The organism is Vibrio sp. R12-SW3-ISO1 (assembly GCF_059834005.1).
Window position 1 is genome coordinate 34,502 of the sequence record NZ_JCBDGK010000048.1, and the last position, 25,341, is coordinate 59,842.

Consider the following 25,341-nt stretch of genomic DNA (forward strand, 5'->3'; position numbering starts at 1 on the left):
ATCGGTGTGCAACAGTTGATAAGGGCAAGCGCATAACTAAGACCATCGGGTCATAGGCACCACGTTTCCACGCTCTCTGAGGTACGCTTCTGGAGCAAGCAATTTGGCTAGCGCCTCTGCATTTACCGGTTTAGTGAGATAGAAACCTTGGCCGATCGCGCAGCCCATTTTGAGTAGATCCCGCTGATGGGCAGCGGTTTCAACGCCCTCAGCAACCACAGAAACACCAAGCTCGTTGCCAAGCGAGATAATGTTTTTCAGCAATACCGACGAGGTGGCGTTATTGGCATAATCGATAACAAAACTGCGATCGATTTTGAGCGTTTGAAACTCGAAATCTTTCAAGTAAGAGAGTGATGAAAAGCCGGTACCGAAATCGTCCAATGCCACGCGCACACCCAGTTGCTGTAACTCTTTAAAAATCACCTGCGCGAGCTCGGTATTCTCAATCATCACGGTCTCGGTGATTTCCACCTCTAAGTAACGTGTCGGAACGCCGGACTGGACAATGACCTTTTTCAAACTGTCAAAAAAGCCCGGATGTTTTAAGCTCTTCGCGGAAATATTCACCCCCACCACCCCGGTTTCGACGCCGTCATCTAACCACTTTCTCTTGGCTTGCAGCGCTTTGCGCATCACCAACAAATCAAGCAGGCGAATCAAACCGGTGGATTCGGCTACGGGAATAAAATCATTGGGGTACAACCGCCCTTTGGTGGGATGGTTCCAACGCACTAAGGCTTCAACGCCGACCACTTTCTCATCGTTCAACTGCCACTTGGGCAGAAAGTGCAGCTCGAATTCATCACGCTCAATCGCTTTATTGAGATCGCTCTCGGTCTCTTTTTGCGACATCGCAATGCGGTTGAGCTCTTTGGAGTAAAACTGAAAATTGTTTTTGCCCATCGCTTTGGCGTGATACATGGCGTTGTCCGCGTAGCGTAGCAGGCTATCTTGCGTCGCACTGTCTTCGGGATAGAGCGAAATACCAATACTGGCGGACACATTCACCGCCACACCCTCTATATGAAACGGCTGCTGCAAGGTATCTATCAACTTCGAGGCGATACGGTTGGCAACACTGATTGCGCTATTGACGCTGTTTAAGTGACTCAGTACCACCACAAACTCATCGCCACTGAAGCGCGCCGACAAGTCGGTGATGCGAATGCTGCTCTCAATCCGCTTTGCGACTTGCTCAAGCAAGCGGTCGCCCATCTCATGCCCATAGAGATCGTTGACGTCTTTAAAATGATCTAAATCGATGAACAGTAAAGCAAACGGCTTTTTCGAGCGGTCAGCGTTGAGGATGGATTGGCCTAGTCGGTCTAAAAACAGTGCTCGGTTTGGCAACCCAGTTAAAGGGTCGAAGTAAGCTCGGTTGTGCAGTTGCTCATTTTTCTCCTCTATTGCGGCTTTGGCTTGCGTGAGAGAGTGGAGCAATTGATCGCGGTTTTTCTCATAGCGGTGCTGCAATCGTATCGAGTAGGCAGCAATCACAATCACCGCAATAATCAGGGTGATGCTGGTTTGCGTGTAATTGGAAATCCCAGATTCATAACTGGCTTTGATCACGCGCTGGATCTCATCCGCTTGGCTGGCAAACTCCAAAAATTGCTCGTCGCGTCCGGCGCTTAAAAACGCATCCGCTCGCTGCGCCTGAATTTTTTGGTAGGTGGATTCCACATGAAGGCGGAATTGCGCCAGCGTTTTGCGAAGCTCAACCAGACGCTCACGTAATTCGTTGTCCGTGACTGGCTCATAATTGCCCATGATGCTCTCGCCGCCTTCAAGCAGCGCGACCACATGCCAATCAGCGATTTCTAAGTAGTACCACACTTCCTGAATCGACTGAGCGGTATCGCCCGACATGATCTCATCAAACCAAAGATAGGCCAGCGTGCCGTTGACTTTAATTTCAGCGGCCGCTTCCGCAAGCGGGGACTTTTTCACTAAAAGATGGGTCGCTTGGGTCACTAGCGCCGACGTAAACGTGATCACCAACAAGGCGAGAATGGAAGTAAAAATGAATTTGCGCTTCATAGCATCACACGAACGTTTACCCACGTATTTTGCGGGCAGGAATAAAAACATAGGCGAGTCAGCCTAGTGAAGAAATGTTACAACCCCATGAAGATATTCAGTGTAGTTATTACTGATGAGTGATTGATGAATCTTTGGTGACAGTCCACATGAAGATATTGAGCTCAAAAGTGCTAGCTCGTATAGTCGCGGTATGTTGATTCTTCCTTTGTGCTCAACCATGACTTTTCGATTGCGTTCGACTGTTCTTGCTTCTGTATGCCTAGCGCTGATGAGTACCACGGCACACGGGAAAGATCTGATCAAAATTGAAGGGTCGAGTACCGTGTACCCGATCACTCAAGCCGTCGCCGATCACTTTATGCGTGCCGAGCGGCACAACACCCAAGTGGTGGTGGGCATCACTGGCACAGGTGGCGGATTTCGTAAGTTTTGCCGAGGCCGCACGGATATTTCTAACGCCTCTCGCCCGATTAAAGAGAAAGAGCGAGCGCTGTGTGAGATCAACCACATCGACTATATTGAGCTCCCCGTCGCACTCGATGCGATAACCGTGGTGGTGAACAAAGAAAACCAGTGGATCGATGCGCTCTCTCTTGATGAACTGAAAACACTCTGGGAAAGCACCGCTGAACGCACGATAACTCACTGGCAGCAAGTCAATCCGCACTTCCCTGATCGCCCCATCGTCCTGCACGGCCCTGGATCAGACTCAGGCACTTATGACTATTTTGTTGAGGTGGTGCTGGATGGCAAAGCGAGTCGACAAGACTACACCGCAAATGAAGACGATGAAGCCTTAGTCGCCGAAGTGGCCGCCGATCCCAACGCCATGGCGTTTATCGGCTTTGCTTACTATTTGCAAAATCAAGACAAGTTGAAAGCGATCGCCATCTCTCCCTCTGGCTTCAACGCGGTCAAACCCAGTGTCGAGAACGTGATTATGGGACGATACACCGCACTTTCCCGTCCTCTGTTTATTTACGTGAACAAACAGGCGCTAGAGAAGCGGCCATCACTGAAACGCTTTGTCGATAGTTATATCGACAGAGACAACATCAACAAAGTTGTCTCCCACTCTGGCTATATTCCTCTCTCTAATGATCGCTATGACGCGGCGCGTTTTATTCTCAACTCTAGCCGCTCTGGCTCGGTCTCGATGCCCAAATAAGGGCCCTTATGTTGTGACTGCACACCATCGCGATTAACGTACATTTTGGTGACCAGAGAAAAAGTGGTGCACAGGCCCATGTCCTTGACCAATAGAGAGTTCATCGGCATGCGCGATGGCTTGTGAGATGTATTGCTTGGCCAAATGGACCGCTTTGTGCAGCCGATACCCTTGGGCAAGATAGGACGCAATGGCCGATGACAACGTGCAACCCGTGCCATGAGTATTATGAGTGGTGACTCGTTTAGCGCGAATCAATTCACTGCCACTCCTTTCAATCAGCAGATCGTTGCTGCTTTCGCCCTCTAAATGCCCCCCTTTAAGAAGCACTGTTTTGGCGCCCAAGGCGCGCAGGGCGTCAATCATCGCTCCCATCTCCTCTTCCGATGTCGGCGTTGCTCGCCCAGTCAGCGCAGCCGCCTCGGGTAAGTTTGGTGTGATCATATCGGCAAGCGGTAGCAACTCTTTCTTAAGCGCACCCACCGCACTCGCGTGCAGTAAGCTGTCACCACTGGTGGCCACCATCACCGGGTCCACCACTAGAAACTTGGGCTGATACGCCGACAAACTTTGTGCCACGACACGGATGATTTCAGCGTCAGCCAGCATGCCAACCTTCACCGCCACGACATTGAGATCGCTCAATACCGCATCGAGCTGCGCTTGAACATGGTCGATAGGGATAGGATGAATGGCGTGAACGCCACAGGTATTTTGCGCGGTAATTGCCGTAATAACGGAGCAGGCGTAACTGCCTGTTGCACTGATCGCTTTGATGTCGGCTTGGATGCCCGCGCCGCCGCCACTGTCGGAGCCAGCGATGGTTAGGACAATCGGAGTTTGAGGGTCATAAAATGCGGTTTGGTTCATCGGTGTTCCTCACGCACGCATCAGGAACTGTGTGCAGAGCGCGTTGGCCAAGCACAACACATAACGGGCGAGATTGTGGCGACCCCACGACACCGCGTTATGAATAGTTCCCTACGTCAGTGCTAACTGAATCAGGTTCAACGGGTCTCGCGATGCGATCTCAGCCCTCCTTCTATGCTTCTACGACAGGCTCGTTAATCAAGCTATCGTTATGATTCGAGCAGAAGGAACGCTCCCCGACTATGTCGCCAACCTTAACCCTGTGGTAGCGCAGATGCAACCTATTCAGATCACTTAAATAACCCGAGTGAATCGAGGAGTGGGCGATACGAACGCGACGTTTGGCACACAGAACATTATCGTTTACTCTTAATTTTATAAATTTTCGTTATTGATTTGACGGTTATGCTCAATCCACTCTGGCTCAAAACGTTTCAAACCTTGGTCGAGACCGGCCACTTTACTCATACCGCAGAAAAGCTGTTCATGACTCAGCCCGGTGTCAGCCAGCACATCAAAAAGCTCGAACAGGCTTGCGGCTACCCACTGATTGCGCGTCACAACAAGAGCTTTGAAGTAACGGAACAAGGCAGACAGGTCTATCAGTACGCAAAGCAGCGCGCCAAACAAGAAACAGACCTGATTGCTTCGTTATCTCAGGATGACGCGCATCGAGGTGAGGTGTCGGTCTCTTGCTCTGGCGCGTTGGCGCAGCTTATCTACCCGCATCTGCTCGATTTACAGTGTGAATTTGCACAACTGGTCGTCAAGCTGGAAGTCGCCCCCAACCGCAAGATCATCGACGATTTGGCTGAGGGACGCGCCGATTTGGGCCTTGTCACCCACATTCCGCTCGACCCGAGAATCGAAGCGCAGGAGATAGGTCAAGAAACCATGTGTTTGATTGTGCCGGCAAACGTCGACGAGCCTATCACCCCTGAACTTCTCCTTGAGATCGGTTTAATTCGCCACCCCGACGCGGAGCACTATCTCTCGCTCTACTTTTCGCAGTGTGGCGACAAAGCGCTGGCAGGGATTGATATTCGCGCCCTGCGCACCTCGGGCTACATCAACCAACTCAGTCAAATTCTTCTGCCAGTCGCCAAAGGGCTCGGTTTTACGGTGCTGCCACACAGCGCATTCAGCTCTTTCACTTTGCGCGATCAACTTGCTGTGCATCAGCCAAAGAAAGCTGTCGTCGAGACCCTGTATTTGGTGAGCAAGAAACAAAGAGCGTGGCCAGCCCGTTTTCATACGGTGGTGGATAAGTTGACGGACGTGATCTCGCTATAACGCAACGCACTGCCATAGCCAAAATTTTCGATAGGCTTGAAACGCAAAATGGAGCCCAAGGCTCCATTTTTGCTGCTGCTTCAACGCTCATTATCGTCGTTTATTTGAGGTCATGCCTCTAAGACGTCTTCGCCAGCGAGTTCAGATATAATCAGTAGATCGGACTCATCCAGTTTAAGCCCCAGCATAGGGAGACCATGCTGAGCACTCCAACAACATAAGAAGACCACACAACCTAATGCTACCCAAAGTAGTGATACCATAGCCTAACCTCCTCCTCAGTTATCATCACCGTACTTGATAACCTAAAGGTGCCACTTCTCTCATCAGAAGGCGCTCAGATAGACTTTATTCTTTTTACGTTGGGGCGTCTGCGCCAATAGAAATGGGTTAGATTCGCCGGGTCAATCGCTCAATGTCGTATTGTTATCTGGAGTTTATTCGGATTAGAACACCTTAAGGTTATGCTGAGTACTCTTTCAATATAGGGATTGCGATTGTGAAGCGCAACACTCTTTGCGGTGAACACACGAAACCTTGACGTTTTTTATGCGAGCGATCGCATAAATATGCCAATGTGGATATCGGCAATAAAAAATGGGCGCTCGTGGCGCCCATCTTGATGCGAATGATTGTTGATGCAAACAGTGAGACAGCTTAAGCGCCAATAACGCCGCCATCTTCACGGGTAATGGCAACGATGGTGGAGCGAGGCTTGCTGTCACCACCACCTGGATAGTGAGAAGGCGCACCTTTCTCGCCCGGATGCTGAACCCCCACAAACATGGTTTTGTAGTCGGCGGAGAAGGTCAGCCCCGTGATTTCACAGGCAATTGGCCCCGTCAAGAAACGTCGCACTTCACCAGTATTAGGATCGCCGCACAACATTTGGTTGTTCCCTTGACCTGCAAAATCGCCCTGATTTGAGTAGTTTCCGTCCGTTTGAATCCACAAACGACCAGCTTTATCAAAACCGATACCATCCGGACTATTAAACATGTTGTCGGCGTTGATGTTGTCACTGCCCGCGTAGAGCGAATCTTTGTGCACCGTTGGGTTGCCAGCAATCAGGTACAAATCCCAATCAAACTCTGCTTGGGTGTGATCGCCCGAGGTCGGTACCCAGCGAACAATTTGTCCGTAGTGGTTTTCAGCGCGAGGGTTAGGACCACCGACAGGTTGGCCCTCTTTTACGCCGCGGTTTTTGTTGTTGGTGAGGGTACAGAAGACGTGTTGGTTGTCTGGGTGCACCGCCACCCACTCTGGGCGATCCATCGTGGTCGCGCCAACTTGAGTCGCAGCGCGACGTGCAAAAATCATCACCTCGGCTTGATCGTTAAAACCGTTCTCTTTAGTCAGGCCATTTTTGCCGTACGTCAGTTCAATCCACTGGCCTTTGCCTTTCAACTCGTTGTCGTCCATCTCGAACTTGGCGACATACAAGGTGCCCTCTTCAAGCAAGTTGCGATTAGCAGCATCATTGCCCGGTTGGTAGCGATCGCGAGAGACAAATTTGTAAATGTGCTCCCCACGCTCATCATCACCTAGGTACACCACGACATGACCATCATCGTTGATCAACAGTGCCGCATTCTCGTGCTTAAATCGCCCGAGTGCAGTGCGCTTAAGCGGCGTCGACGTCGGATCGTTTGGATCGATCTCCACAACCCAACCAAAACGGTGTGGCTCATTCGGATGCTTAGCGACATCGAAACGCTCATCGGTGTCATGCCACTGGTAGCTGCTCTTCGCCGCTTTGATTCCGTAACGCTTATGATCGTCGCTCAACTCAGCCGTCGTACTGGTACCGAAATAGCCGTGGAAGTTCTCTTCACAGGTTAAGTATGTACCCCAAGGCGTTTGACCGTTGGCGCAGTTATTAAAGGTGCCGAGTGGCGCTAAGCCTGAAGGATCCAATTTGGTTTTCATCAACGCATGACCCGCCGCTGGGCCTGTCAGGCGCATTTCTGTGTTAGCGGTAATACGGCGGTTGCGTTTCCCCGCTTTATCCACTTTCCACTCTCCGCCGGATTTGACGATTTCGAACACCGTCACACCGTGTGCCGCTTGCGCTTTTAATACGTCGTCCGCCGTCATCGCTTTACCGCCATGTTCGAACAAGTATTCGTAATTGGTGTATTCGTTGTTCACCGCAATAACAGCGCGATCGTCACTGATAGGGAATAGGCTCATCCCGTCGGTGTTGTCACCAAACTGACGCGCTTGCGCGGCTGAACCTTGCTTACCGCTTTGATCAAACTCTGGCGCATCAGCAAAAATAGGATCACCCCAAGAGAGAAGCGGCGTGGCTTTATAACCTTTAGGTACGATGATCGCATCTTTTGTCGAGGCAGGCACCGCTTCGAAGTTGAGCAAACGACTATCACTCGATGCCGCTATCGCTTTCGCGATCGGGTTGAGGGAAAGAAACGCCCCTGCACTGACGGCAGCGGTTCCGGCTAAGAAACGACGACGAGATAGTCGCGCTTCGATCATCTGGCTGAATTGTGAATCCTGTTCATCACGATCCCACATTGCTGACTCCTTGCTGAGTTATCATTATATAAGCGAGCAAATGGTAGGCGAGTAAGGTTACACATCAGTTAAGGTTTTGTTTAACAAATACAAAGTAAAGATGATGCTTTTACTTCGATTACATGACAAGACCAATAAATGGCGATCTCAGTCACATGTAAATTAGAAATTACGCCAATTTCGCGAAAAATTTGTGATCAAAACACTGGTGTTTCGCGCATTTCGCCGCTAAATTGAAATTGTTCATGAGGAACTAGATTCACATCTGCTCAATGAAGAGCATGGTATTTAACGTGAGGGATTATCATGAAGAAAATGAGAAAAGCACAATTGCATCGTGTTCGTATTCAATACTGGAAAGATTCGAACAAAAACACGAACAGCAAATCTCAATAACTGTGCAACCCCAACAAAGCTGGCTTAACCGCCAGCTTTAGTAGTTTTATAGGCCCCCGTTTTCACCCACTTGAGCATTACGCTGCTCTATGATGACTGGGAAACAGTGACGCCAAGCCATTCACCACGCCCAATGTCTCTTTCGAATAAATGTGCTTGTCTTTGTAACCGACAAATTGCACTAAGCGCACCTTGCCTGAAAGCAGCACTTGGCGTAACACTCGATTGACCATCTGCACTTCGATCAACGTATCGGATTCCAACCGCGTCACGGGCTGTAAGCTGGCGAGATCAATATTGATCACCACGTCGTCACAATGCGACAAGTAGTGGCTCAACTGCTGCTTCACAGTAAAACGAGAGCGAAAGTGGCACTCGTTGACGGACAACCAATCACAGCCGAGATCTTCTGCATAATCAAGTAGCTTCGGATCTTGATTGTCCGAGTCCACACCAAGGCAGAACAAGCGGCTTTGCTGACTGCGCTGCAAGATAAAATGAAACAGCGAGCCTTTCTCAGGCTCTAGAGTCGGTTTGATATCCAAGCTGCGGCTGATATGGATAAACCCCAGCTCTCTGCCTTGACTCGCCACCATCGGCAGCGCATGCAGTAAGCTTTCACCGTCATTGGCAAAGAGCACAGGTAAACTGGCCGATTCCATCAACGCCGCAACGGTATCAAGCAAGCGATGTTTGGCCGCTTGTTGGAGATTGAAATGACCGCCATAGCCAATATTGGTCGAGACTTTGTCTGCCAACCAATCGTAGAGCTCTTCCAAGCTCTGGTTGGCCATATCAAACTCTACTTGGCTCATCGGTTTGATCTGTTCACTGACACTGAGCAAGGTGAGTTTGTCGCAACAGAGCCCAGTAATACTGTGTAGCTTGCGCCGTTGAAATAGCCTAAACATATCCTTTACCTTTCAGGAGGCAGAGCTCTCGCTGCCTGCAATACATGAAGTACAATTTTTTGCTCGTTCATCTCAACGCGATGAGCCGGTGCCATCACCGACACAGCGCCAACAAGTTTGCTGCCCTTTAACACCGGCGCGCTGATACCAGACACCCCGGGATCAATTTCAGAGGTACTGACCGCATACCCTTGGGCTCGAATCGCGTCCAATTTGGTCTGCCAAGCGTCCCATTGCGACTCTTGGCCAAAATAACGCAATATTTTCTCGCAGCGCGCACTCGGCATATACGCCAACATCACTTTCGATGAGGCGCCATGCAGCAGCGGCTGACTCTGCCCTTCGACATAACTGCACCTAAGCGCTTGCATGCTCTCTTTTCGGCTGACGCACAGTGCACGATAGCCAACAGGCACCATGTAAGCGGCCATTTCGCCCGTCTGCTTTTGTAAGCGTCTGAGCACCGCGGACACTGACTCCAGCTCACTTTGACTCGATTGGTAACTGCGCATCAACATCAAAGCCGCCGGACCGATGATCAAGGTTTTGTCGTGCGTACTCTCTTCAATCAGATTCCACTCTTTCAACATTTTGAGGTGGCGATACAAACTGCTCAGTGGTGTCCCAAGCTGATGACTCAAGATTTTGGCGGTCACCGGCTCGTCGTTGACCGCTACCTGCATGAGCAGTTGTAAGATTTTCTCGTTCACTTGGCCGCTGCCGTTTTTCATGGTCAATTCTTTTCTAACTGGGTCATAGAGTGAGTTCAAATTATATTCTTATAAGGCGAGAATAGTGAGCACAAAGAGCATCTACATTTTCACCGAGTGATAAAAAGCACGCCCTACGCAACCCATTCAAACCATCAATAAAACTTTACTTAACGGTAAAGTTAAAATAATCTATGTTGCATAATCATCTCGAGCCGCCCAGCGGCCATCTCGTTTTGGGATCAACGACCACAAGGTTTAGGGATAACATGAAGCCTCTAGCACTTACCCTCAGCGTTCTGTTTGGCGCGGCGGCCACTCTCAGTGTCACCTGCCAACTGTCGAACGCCAGCGAACGTTATCAATCCAACGCGTATCAAGTTCAGTTGCCGATAGAGAAGCAAGCGATCCGGCTCGAGAAGCTCTCCGGTGAATTCCAAGCGTCTGAATACACAAAAATTCTGTCGGATCAGGAAGGCAAGATTACCAATGTCTTGGTCAATGATGGTGCGGTGGTTAAAAAGGGCACACCGCTGTTTGAATTTAATACCACCTTCGCTCGTTTAGCGGTTCAAGCCGCCCAAGAGGAATACCAACGCGCGCTCGACAATATCCTTGATTTAACGAAATCCGGTGTGACGCGCGGTGAACGACTCGACAGCGCTCGGCAAGCCATTGATGCGACGAGAAAGAATCTGCTTGTCGCCCAAGAGGCGCTCGTCGATACCACCATCGTCGCGCCCTTTTCAGGGAAAGTGGGGCAAATTCTGGTCAGTGCCGGGAACTTCGTCACCAAAGGTCAGGAGTTGACGGAGTTGATCGCCGTCTCTGATGTGGAACTGCATTTCAGCGCGCCGAATGACGTGCTCTACCCCTACCTAACGACACTGAGTGATCCCTCAACACACACGCCGCCGACAGTGTCGGTAAAAAATGCCAACGGCCAATTTATTGATGGTACGCTCAGTTTTGTCGACAGCAAAACCACCGAACAAGCCCAGACACTCTCCGCCTATGCCACCTTTACCAATTCTGACAATCAGTTACTGGTGGGAAGTAAAACCGAGCTCTACCTCAACGCCATAGAACGCCAGGCGACCCTGTTTGTCCCTAAACAGGCGGTTCATACCAAAGAGACCCAAAGCTTTGTCTATGTCCTTGATGGGGATAAGAAAGTGCTAGAAGTGCCGGTCGCGCCGCTGATGGTCAAATCTGAGATCGAGGGCTATCTCGCGGTCACCGGTTTAGAGGCCAACCAGTTTGTGGTCAACGATCCTTACGCGTATGAGCTAGTCGGGCGCAAGATTGAGCCCATTGTGAATCTGGTTGAAGGGCTAAACCAAATCCTTAGCCGTGGATAATCTCGGCAATCGAGTGTCGCAATGTTGAGTCAGCTCTCAACTCTCAGCGACAGGCATACTGGTAGGACCATGCTTATGGTAGCGTTAACACAATGACCACATGGAAGAAATTAGAACACTGCTCTGACCTTTGTATGGATAAAAGAAGTCAACGAAGCGAAAAAACTCGGCAGAATATTATTCAGGCAGCAATGGAGTGCTACCAGGATTTTGGTGTGCAAGGCGCATCGCTTGAAGCTGTCGCCAAATGCGCAGGCACGTCAAAGCCCACCATCTATGCCCATTACGGCTCGAAAGAGAAGCTCTACCAGAATGTCGTCGAACACATTTTGCACCAAGAGCAAGAGACGCAAAAACTGCCGCCATTTGATCCGACCCGTAGCATCAAATCTCAGCTTTTTGATATTTTCGACCAGCAGTTGGATTTTGTCTTGAGCTGCGAGCGCCGCCGCCTGTTGGTGGCCATCACGATTGAAGCCATGTGCCATGGCAGTTGTCATCTCAACGATCTTGAACAGATCAAAACTTGTCCAATGGAGCATTGGCTGAGCGACGCCATGGCACACAACACACTGCCGCAGCAAAATGCGCGAGAACTCGCGACGAATCTGCTGGCGTTAGTGAAAGGTCGCACCTTCTACCCCACATTTCTTGGTATGAATGACGATAATATTGAGCAGCGCCGAGCCAACCTTCACTCCGCGTTGGATTTCTTCCTCCAGACGCAGCAAGCACGATAAGAGGCGCAGCAGCGCCCCTTGTTTCTGTATTTATGCGCTTCTCAGTCACTCTATCTTCTAAGCGATCCGTCTTAAGGATGCCGAATACTACGGCATCCTGCTGACTTCATTACTCTTGAGCCAAGAGCGCCTGCCCATTGGTTTTGATGACCTCTTGATACCAATAGAAGCTCTTTTTGCGCAGACGCGTCAAGGTACCCGAGCCGTCATCGTGGCGATCGACATAGATATAGCCATAGCGCTTGCTCATCTCTGCGGTAGAGTTCGCTACCAAGTCAATTGGCCCCCAGCTGGTAAAGCCCATTAGCTCGACGCCATCTAGTATCGCCTCATGCGCTTGCACCAAATGATCACGCAGGTACGCGATACGGTAGTCGTCGATCACCTCACCTTCGTCAGTCACGGAATCACGCGCACCGAGACCATTCTCAACGATAAACAGCGGCTTTTGGTAGCGATCGTGGAGGAAGTTGAGCAGAATGCGCAATCCTTTAGGATCAATCAACCAGCCCCACTGACTCTTTTCCAGATACGGATTTGGGACACTGTCGACGATATTGCCCACCTCTTTTTGCTTAGGATCGGCACTCGCACACCCACTGGCGTAATAACTGAAGGAAATAAAATCGACACTCGCCGCCGCCAGGGTCTCGATGTCCCCCGCTTCCATCTCGATGGTGATTCCGTTATCACGGAAATAACGCAACATATAACCTGGGTACTTGCCTCGAGTCTGCACATCGCCAAAGAAGAGCCACTTATTGTTCTCATCCATCGCCGCCAAAACGTCATCAGGATTACAGGTGTAGGGGTAGTTAATCGCGCCGAGCAGCATGTTGCCGATTTTCGCGTCAGGGATGATGTCATGACAGAGCTGCACTGCTTTAGCGTTGGCCACTAGCTGATGGTGGATCGCTTGGTAGATCGCCTGTTCGCTCGCATCTTCTTGAAGTCCCACCCCAGTAAAAGGCGCATGCAACGACATATTGATTTCATTAAAGGTAAGCCAAAGCTTCACTTTCTCCTTGTAGCGCGTAAATACGCTGCGCGCATAGCGCTCAAAGAAGGTAATCACTTCTCGGCTACCCCAACCGCCGTAATTTTCCACTAGGGCGTAAGGCATTTCGTAGTGCGAAAGCGTGACAAACGGTGTCATCCCGTGGGCCGCCAATTCGTCAAATAGTCGGTCATAGTAGGCAAGCCCTTCTTCACACGGCTCGGTTTCATCGCCTTGCGGAAAGATACGCGTCCAAGCAATGGATAGACGAAGGCAGTTGAACCCCATCTCCTCAAACAAAGCGATGTCTTCTGGATAACGATGATAAAAATCGATGGCAAGATCTTTGATCCCCTCAGTACGCGCTTCGCGAGTCTGATGTGGGTTTAAGATCCCTTTTGGCAGCATGTCAGCGGTGGAAAGCCCTTTGCCACCAGTGAGGTAAGCGCCCTCTACCTGGTTAGCCGCAATGGCTCCGCCCCAAAGAAAATTGGATGGAAAGGTCATAGTTCATTCTCTTTATTTATGATTCTGACTTGAGTGTACTCGAACCATTAGGCACTAAATAAGGTTAGATATTTATCAGGATATTTCCCATTTTTAGGCCAGAGCGCAACGACAAAAATCGGCAAAATCTAAATGATAGATCGGTATTTTCAAGCTATTACGAGACCTATCCGACACATCTTTTTCCACAGAAATACTATGCTTATAGGGTAAACAATGACGTAAGAGGGCGTGGTTATGAAATACAAACATATCCTAGTTGCACTAGAACTGTCTGAAGAGAGTAACGTTCTCATTGAACGCGCCGCGTCTCTCGCTGAGATAGTGGGTGCACAAGTCTCGTTCATCCATATCGATGGCACACATGGGGAAATCTACCCAGATTTGGTCGATATTCAAGCCGATCCTAGCCGTCGACCTTTGAACGAAAACAACAACAAATGGCTAGAGAAATTTCAAACCGATTCACCTGTCCCGATCAAGCACTTCCTTGTCGGTACCGGCGATCTCAGTGAGAAATTAACGTACACCATTAAAGAACACGGCTTTGATCTGTTGATTTGTGGCCACCATCAGGACTTTTGGAGCAAAATTGTTTCCTACTCCCGCCACCTCATCAATAAGTCACCGATTGATATCCTCGTCGTGCCGATCACAAGCTAACTGACATAGCCGCCCTAGGCGGCTATCTTTTTTACAGCTCGGTCAAACGACAAATAACGCGATCGGGCTCAACGCCCCACGGATCAAAAGGCACATCCACGCTACGCTGCAACCAGACGGTTTTAATACCGGCTGATTGCGCACCCAGCACGTCAAACGGATTACTCGAGACTAAATGGGTGTCGTTGTCTTGGGTGACCGACAGAAGATGCTGATAGACAGATGGGTTGGGCTTAAAGGTTTTCACCTCTTCACAGCTGATTATCTGCGCAAACTCGTCCCGAATGCCCGCGCGGCGCAACAACGTCTCAACACTGTGTTGTTCACCATTAGAAAAAGCGATCAGCCGATGCCCTTTAGCCACAAGTGAGGCTAGGCTCTCTTGGACATCATCAAAACAGGGCAAGCGAAGATAGAGGTCGAGAAGCTGTGCTTTCTGCTCTGGCGACAAGGTTGTTTGATGGGCGGCGCATGTGTAATCCAGCGCTTGTTCGGTGCAGGTTGAAAACGGCACATACTCGTTCATCAACCCACGTCGAAACGCGTATTCGAGCTGCTTATTTCGCCAAGTCACACTCATGGCCTGCCCCAGCCCCGGACGCCACGCTTCCAGTTGAGTCGCCACAAAATGTGTGTCAATCAAAGTGCCATAGACATCAAACGCATAAGTCTTCGTCATTGTTGCCATTTCCATTGTGGAGAGTGTCTTACTATCGTAGACAATGGTGAACGAGTGTTCAATAATAGGACACCCATTCTGAACGAAAGAAGTGATTAAGCGAATGACCGACTCGATAACAGAAACCCTCGCCAGTTTCACCTCTATCGAACAGGCATTGGATTATTTTGAGATAGGCTATGACCGCACGTTTATCGAGCAGAATCGAACCGAGTTGGTGAAGCGGTTTGGGGGTAATCTTATTTTACAAAAGCCTGATGATTGGTTTTCAGCGCGACGTGCGCTAAAAAATGCTTATTGTAAAGTACAGCGCAGCAAGCTGGATAAACACACTCGCTCGGCCTGCCGCGGCTGCACGTCTTGTGAACGTCGTTAGGCTTCTTGTTCGATATCCTCTTCTTCGAACATAGATGAGCATTTGATTTCAAACTGATTGAACGAGAAGATGCTAGGGCCGTGGACGCGCTTAGTGATCACTTTCTCTTCCCCATATTGCACCGTAACATGGGTGAACACCTTACCTTTTACCTCTATGGTGTTGTCTTCGAGTGCAGAGGTCAATTCCGCTTCATTGCCATCACGGGCACGTTTGACTTTCTCAAGGTGTGCGTTGCTCTCTCGTTTGAGCGTTTCTACCTCTTCTTCTTGCTCTGGCGTCCGTTGAGATTTCGGAATTTTTTTCAACTCCAGCTCTTTACGCACCACCGCCATGGTCGCTTCTTGTGCTTGAGTATATTGTTCTTTGAGTTTAGCTTGGCGCTCTTTGTACATCTGAAAGCGCGCAAACGCCTGAACATGTGTCGCGGTGTCGCCTTCCACACCCAGCTCGACGCAGGTGATTTTTCCGCCCACCTTGGCACTGCCGCCGCTTAAGGTGCCGTGTTTTTCGCTGCTATCGGCGACAACGAGGTGGCGACCACAGCGAATGGCGTTGTTCATACTGTGGACATTGAGAATAATATCTTGTCCAGCTTGTAACTCACTAAACTGCGCATAATTAGCCTTGATGCTGCCGCCCGACTTCACCACACAGCTCTTTTCTTCGCCTTCAGAGACATTATGACCAATGATGCCTTTGGCAACTTCAATGTCACCTTGCGCTTGAACATCCGCCGATTCAATAAATCCGCCCACCGTGAGTGATCCGGTTGCCCGAACGACCATATCCGATTCAATGTTGCCAAACACCACCACGTTGCCTTTGAATTTAACATGACCCGTCGCCACACCGATGGTCGGTAAGCAGAGTGCATCTTCCACTTCCACGCTGCGCTCTTTGAGGACCGGCATACCGGATACCTCTGCCAGCAATACATTGGGGTTATTGGGATCCACTTTCGTGCCTTTGCCCGCTTTGAGCATGGCATCGTTACCTGGCTTAGGCGGAATCACCTTACCTTGTACTGTCATGCCTGGTGTCCCTTTCGTCGCAGGTACACGTTTCATAAGGGGATCATTTGCTGAGACGGTGATGGTCTCGCCTAAGTTGAGCATGTCCACTTTGCCCCCATCTTGATCTGATTCTTTGGGAGCGAGCACTTGTCTAGCAGGGTCTTTGACTAAAGGAACAAACTTGGCGTCTTTGCCTTGGATGGGATTTTTGCCTTTGGCGACAGGTTGAGTGAAGGTTTCACCGGGTTTGAGTTGATGGCTCATCACTAACACTTTTTTCAGTGCGAGCTTGTTGATGCCTTTAGTGACATGGGATTGCGCCAAGGCATGCACGATTTGCGGTCCTTTCAGAGGTTGGCCTTTGTAAGCGCCGGTCACCACCATACTGGCCAGCATGTCGTGTTCAGAGAGCACCACTTCCACCGTCGCGTCACGCACTTCAGCGATAGGAAAGCCCACATACGCTTCACTTTTCGCTTCTCGCGCACACTTGATAAAGCGGTTCACCGCCTCTTCCATCAGATAAAAATCACTGGCACCAATATTGGCTAACGCGGAATCTAATCCACGCGTATCGAAATTTCCATCCACACTGATGTCTGGCAATAGCTTCGCGACCACTCCCTGCTCATCTTCTGACAGAGATACTAACTTGTCCCACATAACTGACCTGCTTAACCCACTTAACCTGTCCAGTCTATTCAATTTGATACTGACACAGTATGGAATGTGTGACAAATTCAGGCATAGGTCACTGAACTTTTGTTGTAGAAACGTCCATCAACGCTATTTACAGTGTAAAGTTTGCCAGTGCCGTTTATCGGCCCATCTTATGGTTGAGTGCGCCATCCACTCACTGGGTGGATAATCAATCGGTCGCAATGCTTCTCTTCAGGCTCCTCTGCGCATCATGCGGAAAGCGGAAAATGGTGCAGCGCGTTTAACGAATAGATCGCGGTTAATTTGCGCCCTTGTTCGCTGTATTGCAGCGAGTCACACAGTTCTGTGGCGAGAACGATACCTCGGCCATAGGTGTGTCCGTCTTGAACTTGCTGGCGTTTTTCGTAGTCAAATCCCTCGCCGTTATGAAGCAAAATCATGGTGACCTTCTCACTGTCAGGCTGATAATCGAGCTCAAGTTTGACCCAGGCACTGTCTTCAAGCTGCTTGAGTTTATCCTCTCGCTGCTGGTAATAGGTAAAAAAGCCGTCGGGGTCATCTTTTACGGAGGAATCAAGCTTGAGCAAACCATGCTCGATGGCATTAGAAAAGAGCTCAGAGGCCACCGAACAAATCAGATCCAGATGTGGACCACCCGATAACATTCCCTGTAAAAATTGCCTAACTTCGGCCATTACCGACAGGTGGCGCAGCTTATGGCCGTCAAATTGCAGACTGGCATGTATCGGCACTTGACGTCTCTGCTGCTCTACCGTTTGACAAGCCTCTTCTTCCGCCACGGTAATGGGGAAGTGCATGGTCAAAATGGATAAATCGTCACGCACCTCTTGATTGCTAAATGCTTGTACCGCTTCATACAGCGTTGGGATGACCGCGCGCTGGCCAGTAAAACAGGCTTCAAGGCGCTTGGCGCCAAACTGTTCATTGTTGGGGCTGGCGGCTTCAATCACGCCATCGGTGTAGCAAACGATCTGCTGATCAGGCTCCAGTTTGTAGTGCACAATGTCGGCTTCAAACTCGTGCGGCTCAAGCACGCCCAACGGCATGTGACTTGAGACTAAACGGCTGACAATCTCGCCTCCAGGATCGATAATATACCCATCAGGCAAACCGCCTCCCCACCAAGAGACTTCAAAGCCATTGGCTCTTACTTCAAAAACGCTGGCGGCAAGCATCATTCCCATCGGAAGAAAACGCACCAACACTTCGTTGATTTCGGTGACAATTTCCCCGAGCGGTAATCCTTTTGCCGCCATCGTAAAAAATGCACGCGTCGCAGGCAGCGCGGAGATCGCCGCTGGTAAACCGTGTCCTGTGGCGTCAGCGATCATCACATAGACACCACCGTGTGGCCGCTTTGCAAGCACAATCAAATCACCGTTAAAGATGGTTGAGGGGGTCGACAAATAATGGATGCCGTACACATTGCTGACCTGGCGGCTCATCTCTTGAGCGAGATTGGCAAAAATCGACTCAGCAATCGAATAGTCGTACCGTACTTGCTCATGAAACTGGCTCAGTTCATCACGCTGCTGCATCACTTCATTGTGCATTTTGACAATCCGATAGTGCGCTTGCACTTTGGCAATGAGGACATTGCGCTCCACCGGTTTGAGGATAAAGTCATCACCAAAGGCAAGGCAGCGCTCAAAAGAGGCGCGATCATCCAAAGCGGTTAAGAAAATGATCGGAATGTGGACGTTAGGAAAGGCTTCTCTGACTTCTTGCGCGGTAGTGAACCCATCTTTCACCGGCATCATGACATCCAACAAAATCAGATCCGGCATCGAATCCATCTGTTGCATCGCCTCCACCACCCCTTGGCCATTTTCAAACATGGTAATGCGTTCGGTAATGTGATCGAGAATAAAACGACACAGCTCACGGTTGGTGGCGTGGTCATCGATGATCATGACATGCATAGGCAGTCCTTACTCTATCGAGAACTTCTTATCGAAACGGGAAATGGCGAGGATTTTTCGCACCTGTGGCAAGGTGTTGGTGATGCGAATCGCCCCATCAGGCTGTCCGAGATAATTGTGCATGTTTAACAGCATCCCAAGCCCTGCACTGTCGATATAGTCGACTTTGCGCAAATCAATCGTAAACCGATAACTGTGTTTGTCTGTATAGCAGCGCCGAAAATCTTGAACGAGGTTAAACCCAAACGCCCCTTCAATGGTAATGGTCACCTCAAGTGAGCCTGAATTCACTGTAGACTTAACCGACATATTGCCCCCTTGGTGGATTAGAACAGCTCAACTTCGCCTTCATCAATGTTTGCTTGCGTTGCCGCCGGTGAACCTCTTTGCTCAACCTGTTCAAGCAATGCGTGCAGTTCACTCGCAAACTCCGCGTCACTGAGGGTGCGTTCTGTCCATGCCAGAGTCAGATCGGCCAGCTGTTGGATAAACGCCACGCTACCTTGCGCGTACTCCCCTTGCTGCGTAATGATGTCAGCAAATTGCAGGGCGCGTATGCCATTGGCAACCTGAACACTGAGCAGATCACCGCTGTGCTTGATTTTGTGGACTTCTTGTTCAACCGACACATTGAGCTGCTGCACGCCTCGCAACATGTCATCGACTTTTTCTTTCGACTCGATCGCTTCCGTCATATCGATGGAGGCCATCTCCCCAACGGTTTTGTTGGCCTCTTGTACCGTGGCTTGCGCGGTGTTAATTTCGCGCTCAATTTGGTTATTCAGCTCTTCCGCTTTGACCGAAAGGTGTCGTACTTCATCGGCGACGACGGCAAACCCGCGCCCTGCCTCTCCCGCTCGCGCCGCTTCAATCGCCGCATTGAGCGCCAGTAAGTTGGTCTGCTCGGATAACCCGCGCACTTGGTTGAGTAACTTAAACACCGAATCGAGCTTGTCTGACATATCGTGAATGCTGTGCACCGCAGAAATACTTTTTTCCGAGACGATCACTAAGGTGTCCACAAAGTGGCGAATAATGGCTTCGGTTTTCGGTAACACTTGGCTGATGTCATGATCGCTGCCGTGATTACCCAGCAAGGTTTCCACCAACTCACTCGTCACTTGGCTCTGCTCTTCCGCCAGCTTTTGCAATTCAAAATAGCTTTCATTTAAGGTGTCTACTGACTCGTCTACCACGCTGCGTTGATGGCTAAGCGGCTCCGATAATTGAGGGATAACACGTTGCAAGACGTGCCCCAACGCCGCTTCCCGAGTAAGGTTGGGATCATCGCTCGAGGGGACCTGTGAAGACGCAGCGCTCTCAGTTGGCATCGGGCGAGGCTTGGCTAAGACAATCCAAGGCACCGCCGCCACGGCGATCATTAAGGCAAGTTGAAGCTGAGACGGCGCATAACTCACCCCCACACCCAACAGCAGCACTTGAATAAGCACCGCGAGCGCGCAGCGTACGCGATGACTCAGTATTCTCTTTTTCTTCATAAGCTCACCAACTGACAAATCTGTTTCGGTATTTTATGCAGCCCGAGAACGTACTCCGCAGCGCCCAAATGCACCGCGGCGCCCGGCATGCCCCACACCACTGAGCTCAACTCATCTTGAGCAATGGTCGGCGCGCCTTGCTGCTTCATCTTCAACATGCCTCGCGCACCGTCTTTACCCATACCAGTGAGCAAGATACCGATCGCGTGCTCGCCTAACGTCTCGGCAACGGCATCAAACATGACATCCACGGAGGGTTTGTGGCGATTGATCGCTGGCCTATCGTCAAGTTCTGCGTACAACTGGCCGCCACGTCGGGTAACGACCAAATGCTTATCGCCGGGGGCTAAATAGGCGCAACCTGATTTCAGCACCTCACGAGTCTGGCCAAGTTCTGTCACCTGTATATCCGAGTTCGCGTCGAGCCTGCGCGCAAACGAGGCGGAAAACATCGCGCTAATGTGCTGGGTAATCACTATCGGCGGCAGACCAGCGGGCAAGGTTTTAAGCACCTGATTAACCGCTTCCGTCCCTCCCGTCGAGGCTCCGATGGCAATCAGCTCAATGTGATTGGTTTGGCGTATAGGATCGAGTTTTTGCGCCTCAGGCGCCACTGTCTCTCGTCCTACGTTAGCGCCTGCGGCGACTTTGATCTTTTCATTCACCAGCTTTTTGTAATTGACCATCTCGGCAGTGTTTTGCACCGCAGGCTTGGGAAAGTAGTCCACCGCCCCGAGTTCCAGTGCCGCCAGCGTCGGCTCTGCGCCGTGCTGCGTTAACGTGGAGATCATCACCACAGGCATCGGCCGTAAACGCATCAGATTTTTTAAGAACTGAACGCCATTCATTTTTGGCATTTCGATATCCAGAGTCAGCACGTCGGGATTGTGTTGTTTGATCAAAGCCCGAGCTTGATACGGATCTTCTGCACTGGCGACCACCTCAAGATCCGGATCGCTGTTGATCAGCTCAGTCAAGATCGCGCGGAATACCGGCGAATCATCGACCACCAATACTCTGATTTTTTTCATATAAACAGCTCCGCGTCATCGCCATTGTCACGTTCGTGCTCCAACTTATAGGCATAGGTCGATTCTTGTTGATGCACCGTATGCACTTCACTAAAGGGCACCCGTTTCAGCCACACTTTTCCAATCGAGGGATCAAAGAGTATTTTTCTTGGCTCCACTCCCCCGAGATCTTGCGCCACCACATCCAATTGCTCGCGCTCAACATAACTCAGAATAAAACTGACGTTTTTCTCCCCTATCATCGATTCTTTGCCGAGCATTTGCGCCCCACCAAACAGTTTAACCACCAAGCGATGCCGACGCGCCCCCAAACCAATCAGTTGATTGATCAACATTTCCATCGCATAACAACCGTAGCGAGAAGCACTCGAATCCAACGCGCTCGGCTGCCAAGATTTGATTTGGCTGCGATTCTCAAAAGGCAGGAGAAAGTGATTCATGCCGCCGATACGTGTGACGGGATCCCACATGCAGGCTGAGATGCATGACCCTAGACCAGTCACAATCAACTCGTCACTCGCCTCACTGCAATAAACGCCGCCGGGGTACACTTTGACAAAGTGCTTTTCCCGGATAGGGTGATAAAACCGACTGACATGACAAGCCCCGTTTTGCAGGTCGACGTTCGGGCCGTGGTATGGCGTCATAACCGCTCCCTACTTTTTGACATAAATCGTATGACCGAGGTGATGAAAGCAATCCACTCCATCTGGTAAGCTCTCCGAGTGGCCTAAAAACAGCACCCCATCAGGGGATAGCTGTTGATAAAAGCGTTTGAGCAATCGCGCCTGCGTTTTTTTGTCGAAATAGATCATCACGTTACGGCAGAATATGACATCAAAGCTCGCTGTAAATGGCCAAGTTTCAAGCAAGTTGAGTGGTGAAAACTGTACGTGATCCATCAGTCGCTGTTTGACTTTGATCTGGCCACTTTGGCGTCCCACACCTCGAACAAAGTTCCCCTTTAGATAGTGCTTAGGAATAGAATTGAGTGCCTCATCACTGTAAATGCCAAGTTGCGCCTTCTCGAGTACCGCAGTATCTAGGTCTGTCGCAACAATCACGACTTCGTCCAACTGACCTTTGCGTTCAAATGCCGCAAGTGAAGCGGCAATGCTGTAGGGCTCCTCACCACTAGAGCAGCCCGCGGACCACACCGCGACCTGCTTTTTGCCTTGCTCCTGCCACTGGCGACTGAGCACCTGCTCCAAAAATTCAAAATGGTGGTACTCACGGAAAAACGACGTTTTATTGGTCGTCAAACAATTGATGAAAGTGACTCGCTCCTGGCGGTCATTCTCAATCAACGGACGATACTCTCTAAAACGGCGTAGCCCCAATCGGCGCAACTGACGACTGACGCGGCCATAGACCATAGCGCGCTTCTGATCCGAGAGAAAAATGCCCACGTGTTTATGCATAAACCATTGGATAAAGTGAAAATCTTTATCCGTGAGCTCAAACTCTTGCTCGGGTAGCGTCAATTCCGTGTTCAAAATTCTTCCCATTCGTCGCCTTCCTCTTCCACCTTAAATGCCGTGTTGCTGGCTTTGTTGGTGCGAATCTCTCTGACGTTATTTTCGTTAGGGGCTTTGTTGCTGCGCGAATCAAAGCTGGCCACTTTGGCGTCGGTCACAAAGAAGTTCATAAGATTGAGCAACTCTTTGCCTTCATCTTTGAGCGATTGACTGGCGGCTGAGGTTTCTTCAACCAGCGACGCATTCTGCTGTGTCATTTCGTCCATCGTCGCAACGGCTCGATTGATCTCATCAATGCCGGTCGATTGCTCCACACTGGAAGAGGCAATCTGTTCAATCAACTGGTTGACCTTCTCCACCGCTTCGACAATTTCACTAAGTGTGTCGCCAGACTCACCCACTAAGCGTGAACCTTCATCGACTTTCTCTACACTGTCTTTGATAAGGCCCTTGATCTCTTTGGCGGCCGCCGCACTGCGCTGCGCTAGATTGCGCACTTCACCCGCGACAACAGCGAAACCGCGCCCTTGCTCGCCAGCGCGCGCCGCTTCCACCGCTGCATTAAGTGCTAACAAGTTGGTTTGAAAGGCAATTTCGTCTATGACGCCAATGATGTCGGAAATCTTTTTACTGGCTGAGTTAATGTCAGCCATCGCATCAACCGCCTGGCCAACCACTTGGCCGCCTTTGGTGGCTTTTTTCGTTGCATCCACGGCCAATTCGTTAACGCCTTTCGCGTTGTCGGCATTTTGTTTCACCGTTGCTGTCATCTGCTCCATGCTCGCCGCGGTTTGCTCGAGGTTCGCGGCTTGAGCTTCCACTCGTTGACTCAAATCGTTGTTGCCTTCGGCGATCTCTGATGAGGCGGTAGCAACGCGCGCCGAGGATTGCGTGATCTTATCCACCATGTCGCGCAAGTTGAGAATCGAGGTATTGACCGATTGAGACAATCGACCCAGTTCCCCGTTATTGCTCTCGGGCATCGTCGTATTAAGATTCCCTTTTGCCACTTGGCTCATCACATCAATGCACTGCCCTATCGGTGTCACCATAGTGTCCAGTAGGCTATTAATGCCATCCCCTAACTCTTTCATAAAGCCGCTGTACACACTGGTGTCAATCCGCTCTTGCAGCTCACCGGCGATCGCTTTTTGTATCAAAGACTCGACCTGACGCTGCCCATCTTGTTGTTCGGTAATATCCACCCACTGTAAGGCAGGACCGATGTACTTGCCCTGGCCATCTTTCATGGCAATACAGGTCAAATTGAACTCTAGTCCTCCGACCGCAATATTAGAGCTAAATGGCAAGCGGTCAGGGTTAGCAATGATGCTCTTTTGATGGGCGGGGTTTTTATGGAATACATCGATGTTACGCCCAACTAAATTGCTGGCATCAAAGCCGGGAAGTGCTTGCCTTAGCTCAGATTCACGCGATTTGAGTAAAGTGAGCAAAGCCGGGTTGACGTAAGTAATCACCCCTTCCATATCGGCCATCATTAGATTCGTCGTCATGCCCGCCACCGCAGAGGCGAGGCGCCCGATCTCTTCTTCTTTTGCTCGCTCATCGGTGACATCGCGCCACTCTAGCGTATTGCCAATGTAAGTTCCTTGGGCGTCGTGTATGGCGGCGACGTTCAACTCAATCTTCAAATCACCAATGGTGATATCGGTGCTGTAAGGTAAATTGTTCGGATCGGCCAGCATCTTGCGCTGATGTGCGGGGTTTTGATGAAACTCATCAATACAACGCCCCATAAGCCATTCCGCACTTGCGGTAAATCCAGACCATACCGAGCGCAACGTCGCCTCATGCTGGCGAAATAAAGTCAGCGTCTCTTTGTTGATGTAGGTGATCAAAAAGTCTCGGTCAATCATCACCATGGCGGTTTGCGCTTGGTCAACAGCGGCTTGGAGTCTCGCAATGTCTTGGCTTATCTGCTCAGACTGTGTGACATCAGACCATTCCAAGGTATTACCAACATACTGCCCTTTGGCATCTATGATGGCGCCGACATTGAGTTCAATCCTCACGTCTTTGACCGAAATGGTCGTGGTGTAAGGTAAATTATTGGGATTGGAAAGAAGTTGGCGCTGGTGGCTTGGGTTAGCGTGGAACGCATCAATACAGAACCCGAGTAAGTCATCTTCGTGTGCCTTAAAACCCGGCCACATTGATTGAAACAGCGCTTCATGGTGCTTAAGTAGTTCCAGAGACTTCTGATTGAGGTAGGTAATCTTGAAATCACGATCAATCATCATCAGCGCGGTTTGCGCCGCATTCAGTGCAGACATGAGTTGCTCTTTGGAAATGCCGCTCTCTTGCTCCACATCCAGCGTAAAGTCTTGAGTCAACGTGTCTTCCGTCGGGGTTGAAAATTGCTGAGCTTGCTCTGCCTTTCTGTTCCAAAATCCCATACCTGTCCCTCTTCTTGCCATGCTCTATTGTTATCAGTGTTTGCT

The 25,341-nt window shown here is 50.3% G+C and carries 22 protein-coding genes and 1 riboswitch; of the genes, 6 read left to right on the forward strand and 16 right to left on the reverse strand.

All coding sequences use genetic code 11. The annotated features are described in order from the left end of the window. Positions 1-36 precede the first annotated feature (36 nt). The gene (locus AC6R0R_RS15305; RefSeq protein WP_500627320.1) at positions 37-2,043 is read right to left on the reverse strand and encodes a putative bifunctional diguanylate cyclase/phosphodiesterase; all 2,007 of its coding nucleotides are present in this window, start codon (positions 2,041-2,043) and stop codon (positions 37-39) included. Positions 2,044-2,263: 220 nt separating this feature from the next. Between AC6R0R_RS15305 and AC6R0R_RS15310 the strand changes: the two genes are divergently transcribed. Next, complete coding sequence (locus tag AC6R0R_RS15310; protein ID WP_500627321.1) at positions 2,264-3,214, forward strand: PstS family phosphate ABC transporter substrate-binding protein; 951 nt, start codon at positions 2,264-2,266, stop codon at positions 3,212-3,214. Positions 3,215-3,247: 33 nt separating this feature from the next. On the opposite strand, the gene thiD is transcribed toward AC6R0R_RS15310, so the two are convergent. Next, positions 3,248-4,084, reverse strand: a complete 837-nt coding sequence (thiD, locus tag AC6R0R_RS15315; RefSeq protein ID WP_500627322.1) for a bifunctional hydroxymethylpyrimidine kinase/phosphomethylpyrimidine kinase — start codon at positions 4,082-4,084, stop codon at positions 3,248-3,250. A gap of 91 nt (positions 4,085-4,175) precedes the next feature. Then, positions 4,176-4,333: riboswitch (TPP riboswitch) on the reverse strand. A 156-nt stretch (positions 4,334-4,489) separates the two neighbouring features. Between thiD and AC6R0R_RS15320 the strand changes: the two genes are divergently transcribed. Continuing rightward, positions 4,490-5,377 carry a LysR family transcriptional regulator gene (locus AC6R0R_RS15320; protein WP_500627323.1) on the forward strand — a complete coding sequence of 296 codons (888 nt, stop codon included), beginning with the start codon at positions 4,490-4,492 and terminating at the stop codon, positions 5,375-5,377. Between the two features lie 110 nt (positions 5,378-5,487). On the opposite strand, the gene AC6R0R_RS15325 is transcribed toward AC6R0R_RS15320, so the two are convergent. From AC6R0R_RS15325 to AC6R0R_RS15340, 4 genes are all read right to left on the reverse strand, one after another. Beyond that, on the reverse strand, positions 5,488-5,640 hold the full coding sequence (locus AC6R0R_RS15325) for a hypothetical protein (protein WP_334553060.1): 153 nt from the start codon (positions 5,638-5,640) through the stop codon (positions 5,488-5,490). Between the two features lie 394 nt (positions 5,641-6,034). Further along, entirely contained in the window at positions 6,035-7,912 is a 1,878-nt protein-coding gene (locus AC6R0R_RS15330; protein WP_500627324.1) for a PhoX family protein, read from the reverse strand. A gap of 473 nt (positions 7,913-8,385) precedes the next feature. After that, positions 8,386-9,219 (reverse strand): arginase family protein, encoded by an 834-nt coding sequence (locus tag AC6R0R_RS15335; protein WP_500627325.1) that lies wholly within the window; start codon positions 9,217-9,219, stop codon positions 8,386-8,388. Positions 9,220-9,224: 5 nt separating this feature from the next. Continuing rightward, positions 9,225-9,950 carry an IclR family transcriptional regulator gene (locus tag AC6R0R_RS15340; protein ID WP_500627326.1) on the reverse strand — a complete coding sequence of 242 codons (726 nt, stop codon included), beginning with the start codon at positions 9,948-9,950 and terminating at the stop codon, positions 9,225-9,227. A gap of 248 nt (positions 9,951-10,198) precedes the next feature. Here AC6R0R_RS15340 and AC6R0R_RS15345 point away from each other — a divergent pair, with 248 nt between their 5' ends. Continuing rightward, positions 10,199-11,290, forward strand: a complete 1,092-nt coding sequence (locus tag AC6R0R_RS15345; RefSeq protein ID WP_500627327.1) for an efflux RND transporter periplasmic adaptor subunit — start codon at positions 10,199-10,201, stop codon at positions 11,288-11,290. 134 nt (positions 11,291-11,424) lie between these two features. Continuing rightward, on the forward strand, positions 11,425-12,030 hold the full coding sequence (locus tag AC6R0R_RS15350) for a TetR/AcrR family transcriptional regulator (RefSeq protein WP_500627328.1): 606 nt from the start codon (positions 11,425-11,427) through the stop codon (positions 12,028-12,030). Between the two features lie 109 nt (positions 12,031-12,139). Here AC6R0R_RS15350 and AC6R0R_RS15355 read toward each other — a convergent pair whose 3' ends face one another. Continuing rightward, positions 12,140-13,534 (reverse strand): glycoside hydrolase family 1 protein, encoded by a 1,395-nt coding sequence (locus AC6R0R_RS15355; protein ID WP_500627329.1) that lies wholly within the window; start codon positions 13,532-13,534, stop codon positions 12,140-12,142. 237 nt (positions 13,535-13,771) lie between these two features. Here AC6R0R_RS15355 and AC6R0R_RS15360 point away from each other — a divergent pair, with 237 nt between their 5' ends. Beyond that, positions 13,772-14,197 carry a universal stress protein gene (locus tag AC6R0R_RS15360; protein ID WP_500627330.1) on the forward strand — a complete coding sequence of 142 codons (426 nt, stop codon included), beginning with the start codon at positions 13,772-13,774 and terminating at the stop codon, positions 14,195-14,197. A gap of 31 nt (positions 14,198-14,228) precedes the next feature. On the opposite strand, the gene AC6R0R_RS15365 is transcribed toward AC6R0R_RS15360, so the two are convergent. After that, positions 14,229-14,876 (reverse strand): haloacid dehalogenase type II, encoded by a 648-nt coding sequence (locus tag AC6R0R_RS15365; protein ID WP_500627331.1) that lies wholly within the window; start codon positions 14,874-14,876, stop codon positions 14,229-14,231. Between the two features lie 103 nt (positions 14,877-14,979). Between AC6R0R_RS15365 and AC6R0R_RS15370 the strand changes: the two genes are divergently transcribed. Continuing rightward, positions 14,980-15,252, forward strand: coding sequence for a nitrogenase-stabilizing/protective protein NifW (locus tag AC6R0R_RS15370; RefSeq protein ID WP_487902471.1), 273 nt, complete (start codon positions 14,980-14,982; stop codon positions 15,250-15,252). Here AC6R0R_RS15370 and AC6R0R_RS15375 read toward each other — a convergent pair. The 8 genes from AC6R0R_RS15375 to aer2 all read right to left on the reverse strand — a co-directional run bounded on the left by AC6R0R_RS15375 (position 15,249) and on the right by aer2 (position 25,296). Next, entirely contained in the window at positions 15,249-16,931 is a 1,683-nt protein-coding gene (locus AC6R0R_RS15375) for a flagellar assembly protein A (protein WP_500627332.1), read from the reverse strand. The genes AC6R0R_RS15370 and AC6R0R_RS15375 overlap by 4 nt on opposite strands. 245 nt (positions 16,932-17,176) lie before the next feature. Then, positions 17,177-18,871: a SpoIIE family protein phosphatase gene (locus AC6R0R_RS15380; protein WP_500627333.1), complete on the reverse strand. Its 1,695-nt coding sequence runs from the start codon at positions 18,869-18,871 to the stop codon at positions 17,177-17,179. 9 nt (positions 18,872-18,880) lie between these two features. Continuing rightward, on the reverse strand, positions 18,881-19,180 hold the full coding sequence (locus AC6R0R_RS15385) for an STAS domain-containing protein (RefSeq protein ID WP_500627334.1): 300 nt from the start codon (positions 19,178-19,180) through the stop codon (positions 18,881-18,883). A 17-nt stretch (positions 19,181-19,197) separates the two neighbouring features. Further along, positions 19,198-20,370 carry a methyl-accepting chemotaxis protein gene (locus tag AC6R0R_RS15390; protein WP_500627335.1) on the reverse strand — a complete coding sequence of 391 codons (1,173 nt, stop codon included), beginning with the start codon at positions 20,368-20,370 and terminating at the stop codon, positions 19,198-19,200. After that, on the reverse strand, positions 20,367-21,401 hold the full coding sequence (locus AC6R0R_RS15395; RefSeq protein WP_500627336.1) for a protein-glutamate methylesterase/protein-glutamine glutaminase: 1,035 nt from the start codon (positions 21,399-21,401) through the stop codon (positions 20,367-20,369). Before AC6R0R_RS15395 ends, AC6R0R_RS15390 begins: the two co-directional genes overlap by 4 nt. Next, positions 21,398-22,048, reverse strand: a complete 651-nt coding sequence (locus tag AC6R0R_RS15400; protein WP_500627337.1) for a chemotaxis protein CheD — start codon at positions 22,046-22,048, stop codon at positions 21,398-21,400. Before AC6R0R_RS15400 ends, AC6R0R_RS15395 begins: the two co-directional genes overlap by 4 nt. Before the next feature lie 9 nt (positions 22,049-22,057). Beyond that, the gene (locus AC6R0R_RS15405) at positions 22,058-22,909 is read right to left on the reverse strand and encodes a CheR family methyltransferase (RefSeq protein ID WP_500627338.1); all 852 of its coding nucleotides are present in this window, start codon (positions 22,907-22,909) and stop codon (positions 22,058-22,060) included. Beyond that, positions 22,894-25,296 (reverse strand): aerotaxis transducer Aer2, encoded by a 2,403-nt coding sequence (aer2, locus tag AC6R0R_RS15410; protein ID WP_500627339.1) that lies wholly within the window; start codon positions 25,294-25,296, stop codon positions 22,894-22,896. Before aer2 ends, AC6R0R_RS15405 begins: the two co-directional genes overlap by 16 nt. Positions 25,297-25,341 lie beyond the last annotated feature (45 nt).

Excerpts from the sequence above, each read along its gene's own strand:
- AC6R0R_RS15305 (WP_500627320.1), bottom strand. The coding sequence starts at position 2,043 with ATGAAGCGCAAATTCATTTTTACTTCCATTCTCGCCTTGTTGGTGATC.
- AC6R0R_RS15320 (WP_500627323.1), top strand. The coding sequence starts at position 4,490 with ATGCTCAATCCACTCTGGCTCAAAACGTTTCAAACCTTGGTCGAGACC.
- aer2 (WP_500627339.1), bottom strand. The coding sequence starts at position 25,296 with ATGGGATTTTGGAACAGAAAGGCAGAGCAAGCTCAGCAATTTTCAACC.
- AC6R0R_RS15330 (WP_500627324.1), bottom strand. The coding sequence starts at position 7,912 with ATGTGGGATCGTGATGAACAGGATTCACAATTCAGCCAGATGATCGAA.
- AC6R0R_RS15390 (WP_500627335.1), bottom strand. The coding sequence starts at position 20,370 with ATGAAGAAAAAGAGAATACTGAGTCATCGCGTACGCTGCGCGCTCGCG.
- AC6R0R_RS15380 (WP_500627333.1), bottom strand. The coding sequence starts at position 18,871 with ATGCATGTCATGATCATCGATGACCACGCCACCAACCGTGAGCTGTGT.
- AC6R0R_RS15405 (WP_500627338.1), bottom strand. The coding sequence starts at position 22,909 with ATGGGAAGAATTTTGAACACGGAATTGACGCTACCCGAGCAAGAGTTT.
- AC6R0R_RS15370 (WP_487902471.1), top strand. The coding sequence starts at position 14,980 with ATGACCGACTCGATAACAGAAACCCTCGCCAGTTTCACCTCTATCGAA.
- AC6R0R_RS15340 (WP_500627326.1), bottom strand. The coding sequence starts at position 9,950 with ATGAAAAACGGCAGCGGCCAAGTGAACGAGAAAATCTTACAACTGCTC.
- AC6R0R_RS15375 (WP_500627332.1), bottom strand. The coding sequence starts at position 16,931 with ATGTGGGACAAGTTAGTATCTCTGTCAGAAGATGAGCAGGGAGTGGTC.
- AC6R0R_RS15360 (WP_500627330.1), top strand. The coding sequence starts at position 13,772 with ATGAAATACAAACATATCCTAGTTGCACTAGAACTGTCTGAAGAGAGT.
- AC6R0R_RS15335 (WP_500627325.1), bottom strand. The coding sequence starts at position 9,219 with ATGTTTAGGCTATTTCAACGGCGCAAGCTACACAGTATTACTGGGCTC.
- AC6R0R_RS15385 (WP_500627334.1), bottom strand. The coding sequence starts at position 19,180 with ATGTCGGTTAAGTCTACAGTGAATTCAGGCTCACTTGAGGTGACCATT.
- thiD (WP_500627322.1), bottom strand. The coding sequence starts at position 4,084 with ATGAACCAAACCGCATTTTATGACCCTCAAACTCCGATTGTCCTAACC.
- AC6R0R_RS15400 (WP_500627337.1), bottom strand. The coding sequence starts at position 22,048 with ATGACGCCATACCACGGCCCGAACGTCGACCTGCAAAACGGGGCTTGT.
- AC6R0R_RS15395 (WP_500627336.1), bottom strand. The coding sequence starts at position 21,401 with ATGAAAAAAATCAGAGTATTGGTGGTCGATGATTCGCCGGTATTCCGC.
- AC6R0R_RS15355 (WP_500627329.1), bottom strand. The coding sequence starts at position 13,534 with ATGACCTTTCCATCCAATTTTCTTTGGGGCGGAGCCATTGCGGCTAAC.
- AC6R0R_RS15365 (WP_500627331.1), bottom strand. The coding sequence starts at position 14,876 with ATGACGAAGACTTATGCGTTTGATGTCTATGGCACTTTGATTGACACA.
- AC6R0R_RS15325 (WP_334553060.1), bottom strand. The coding sequence starts at position 5,640 with ATGGTATCACTACTTTGGGTAGCATTAGGTTGTGTGGTCTTCTTATGT.
- AC6R0R_RS15350 (WP_500627328.1), top strand. The coding sequence starts at position 11,425 with ATGGATAAAAGAAGTCAACGAAGCGAAAAAACTCGGCAGAATATTATT.
- AC6R0R_RS15310 (WP_500627321.1), top strand. The coding sequence starts at position 2,264 with ATGACTTTTCGATTGCGTTCGACTGTTCTTGCTTCTGTATGCCTAGCG.
- AC6R0R_RS15345 (WP_500627327.1), top strand. The coding sequence starts at position 10,199 with ATGAAGCCTCTAGCACTTACCCTCAGCGTTCTGTTTGGCGCGGCGGCC.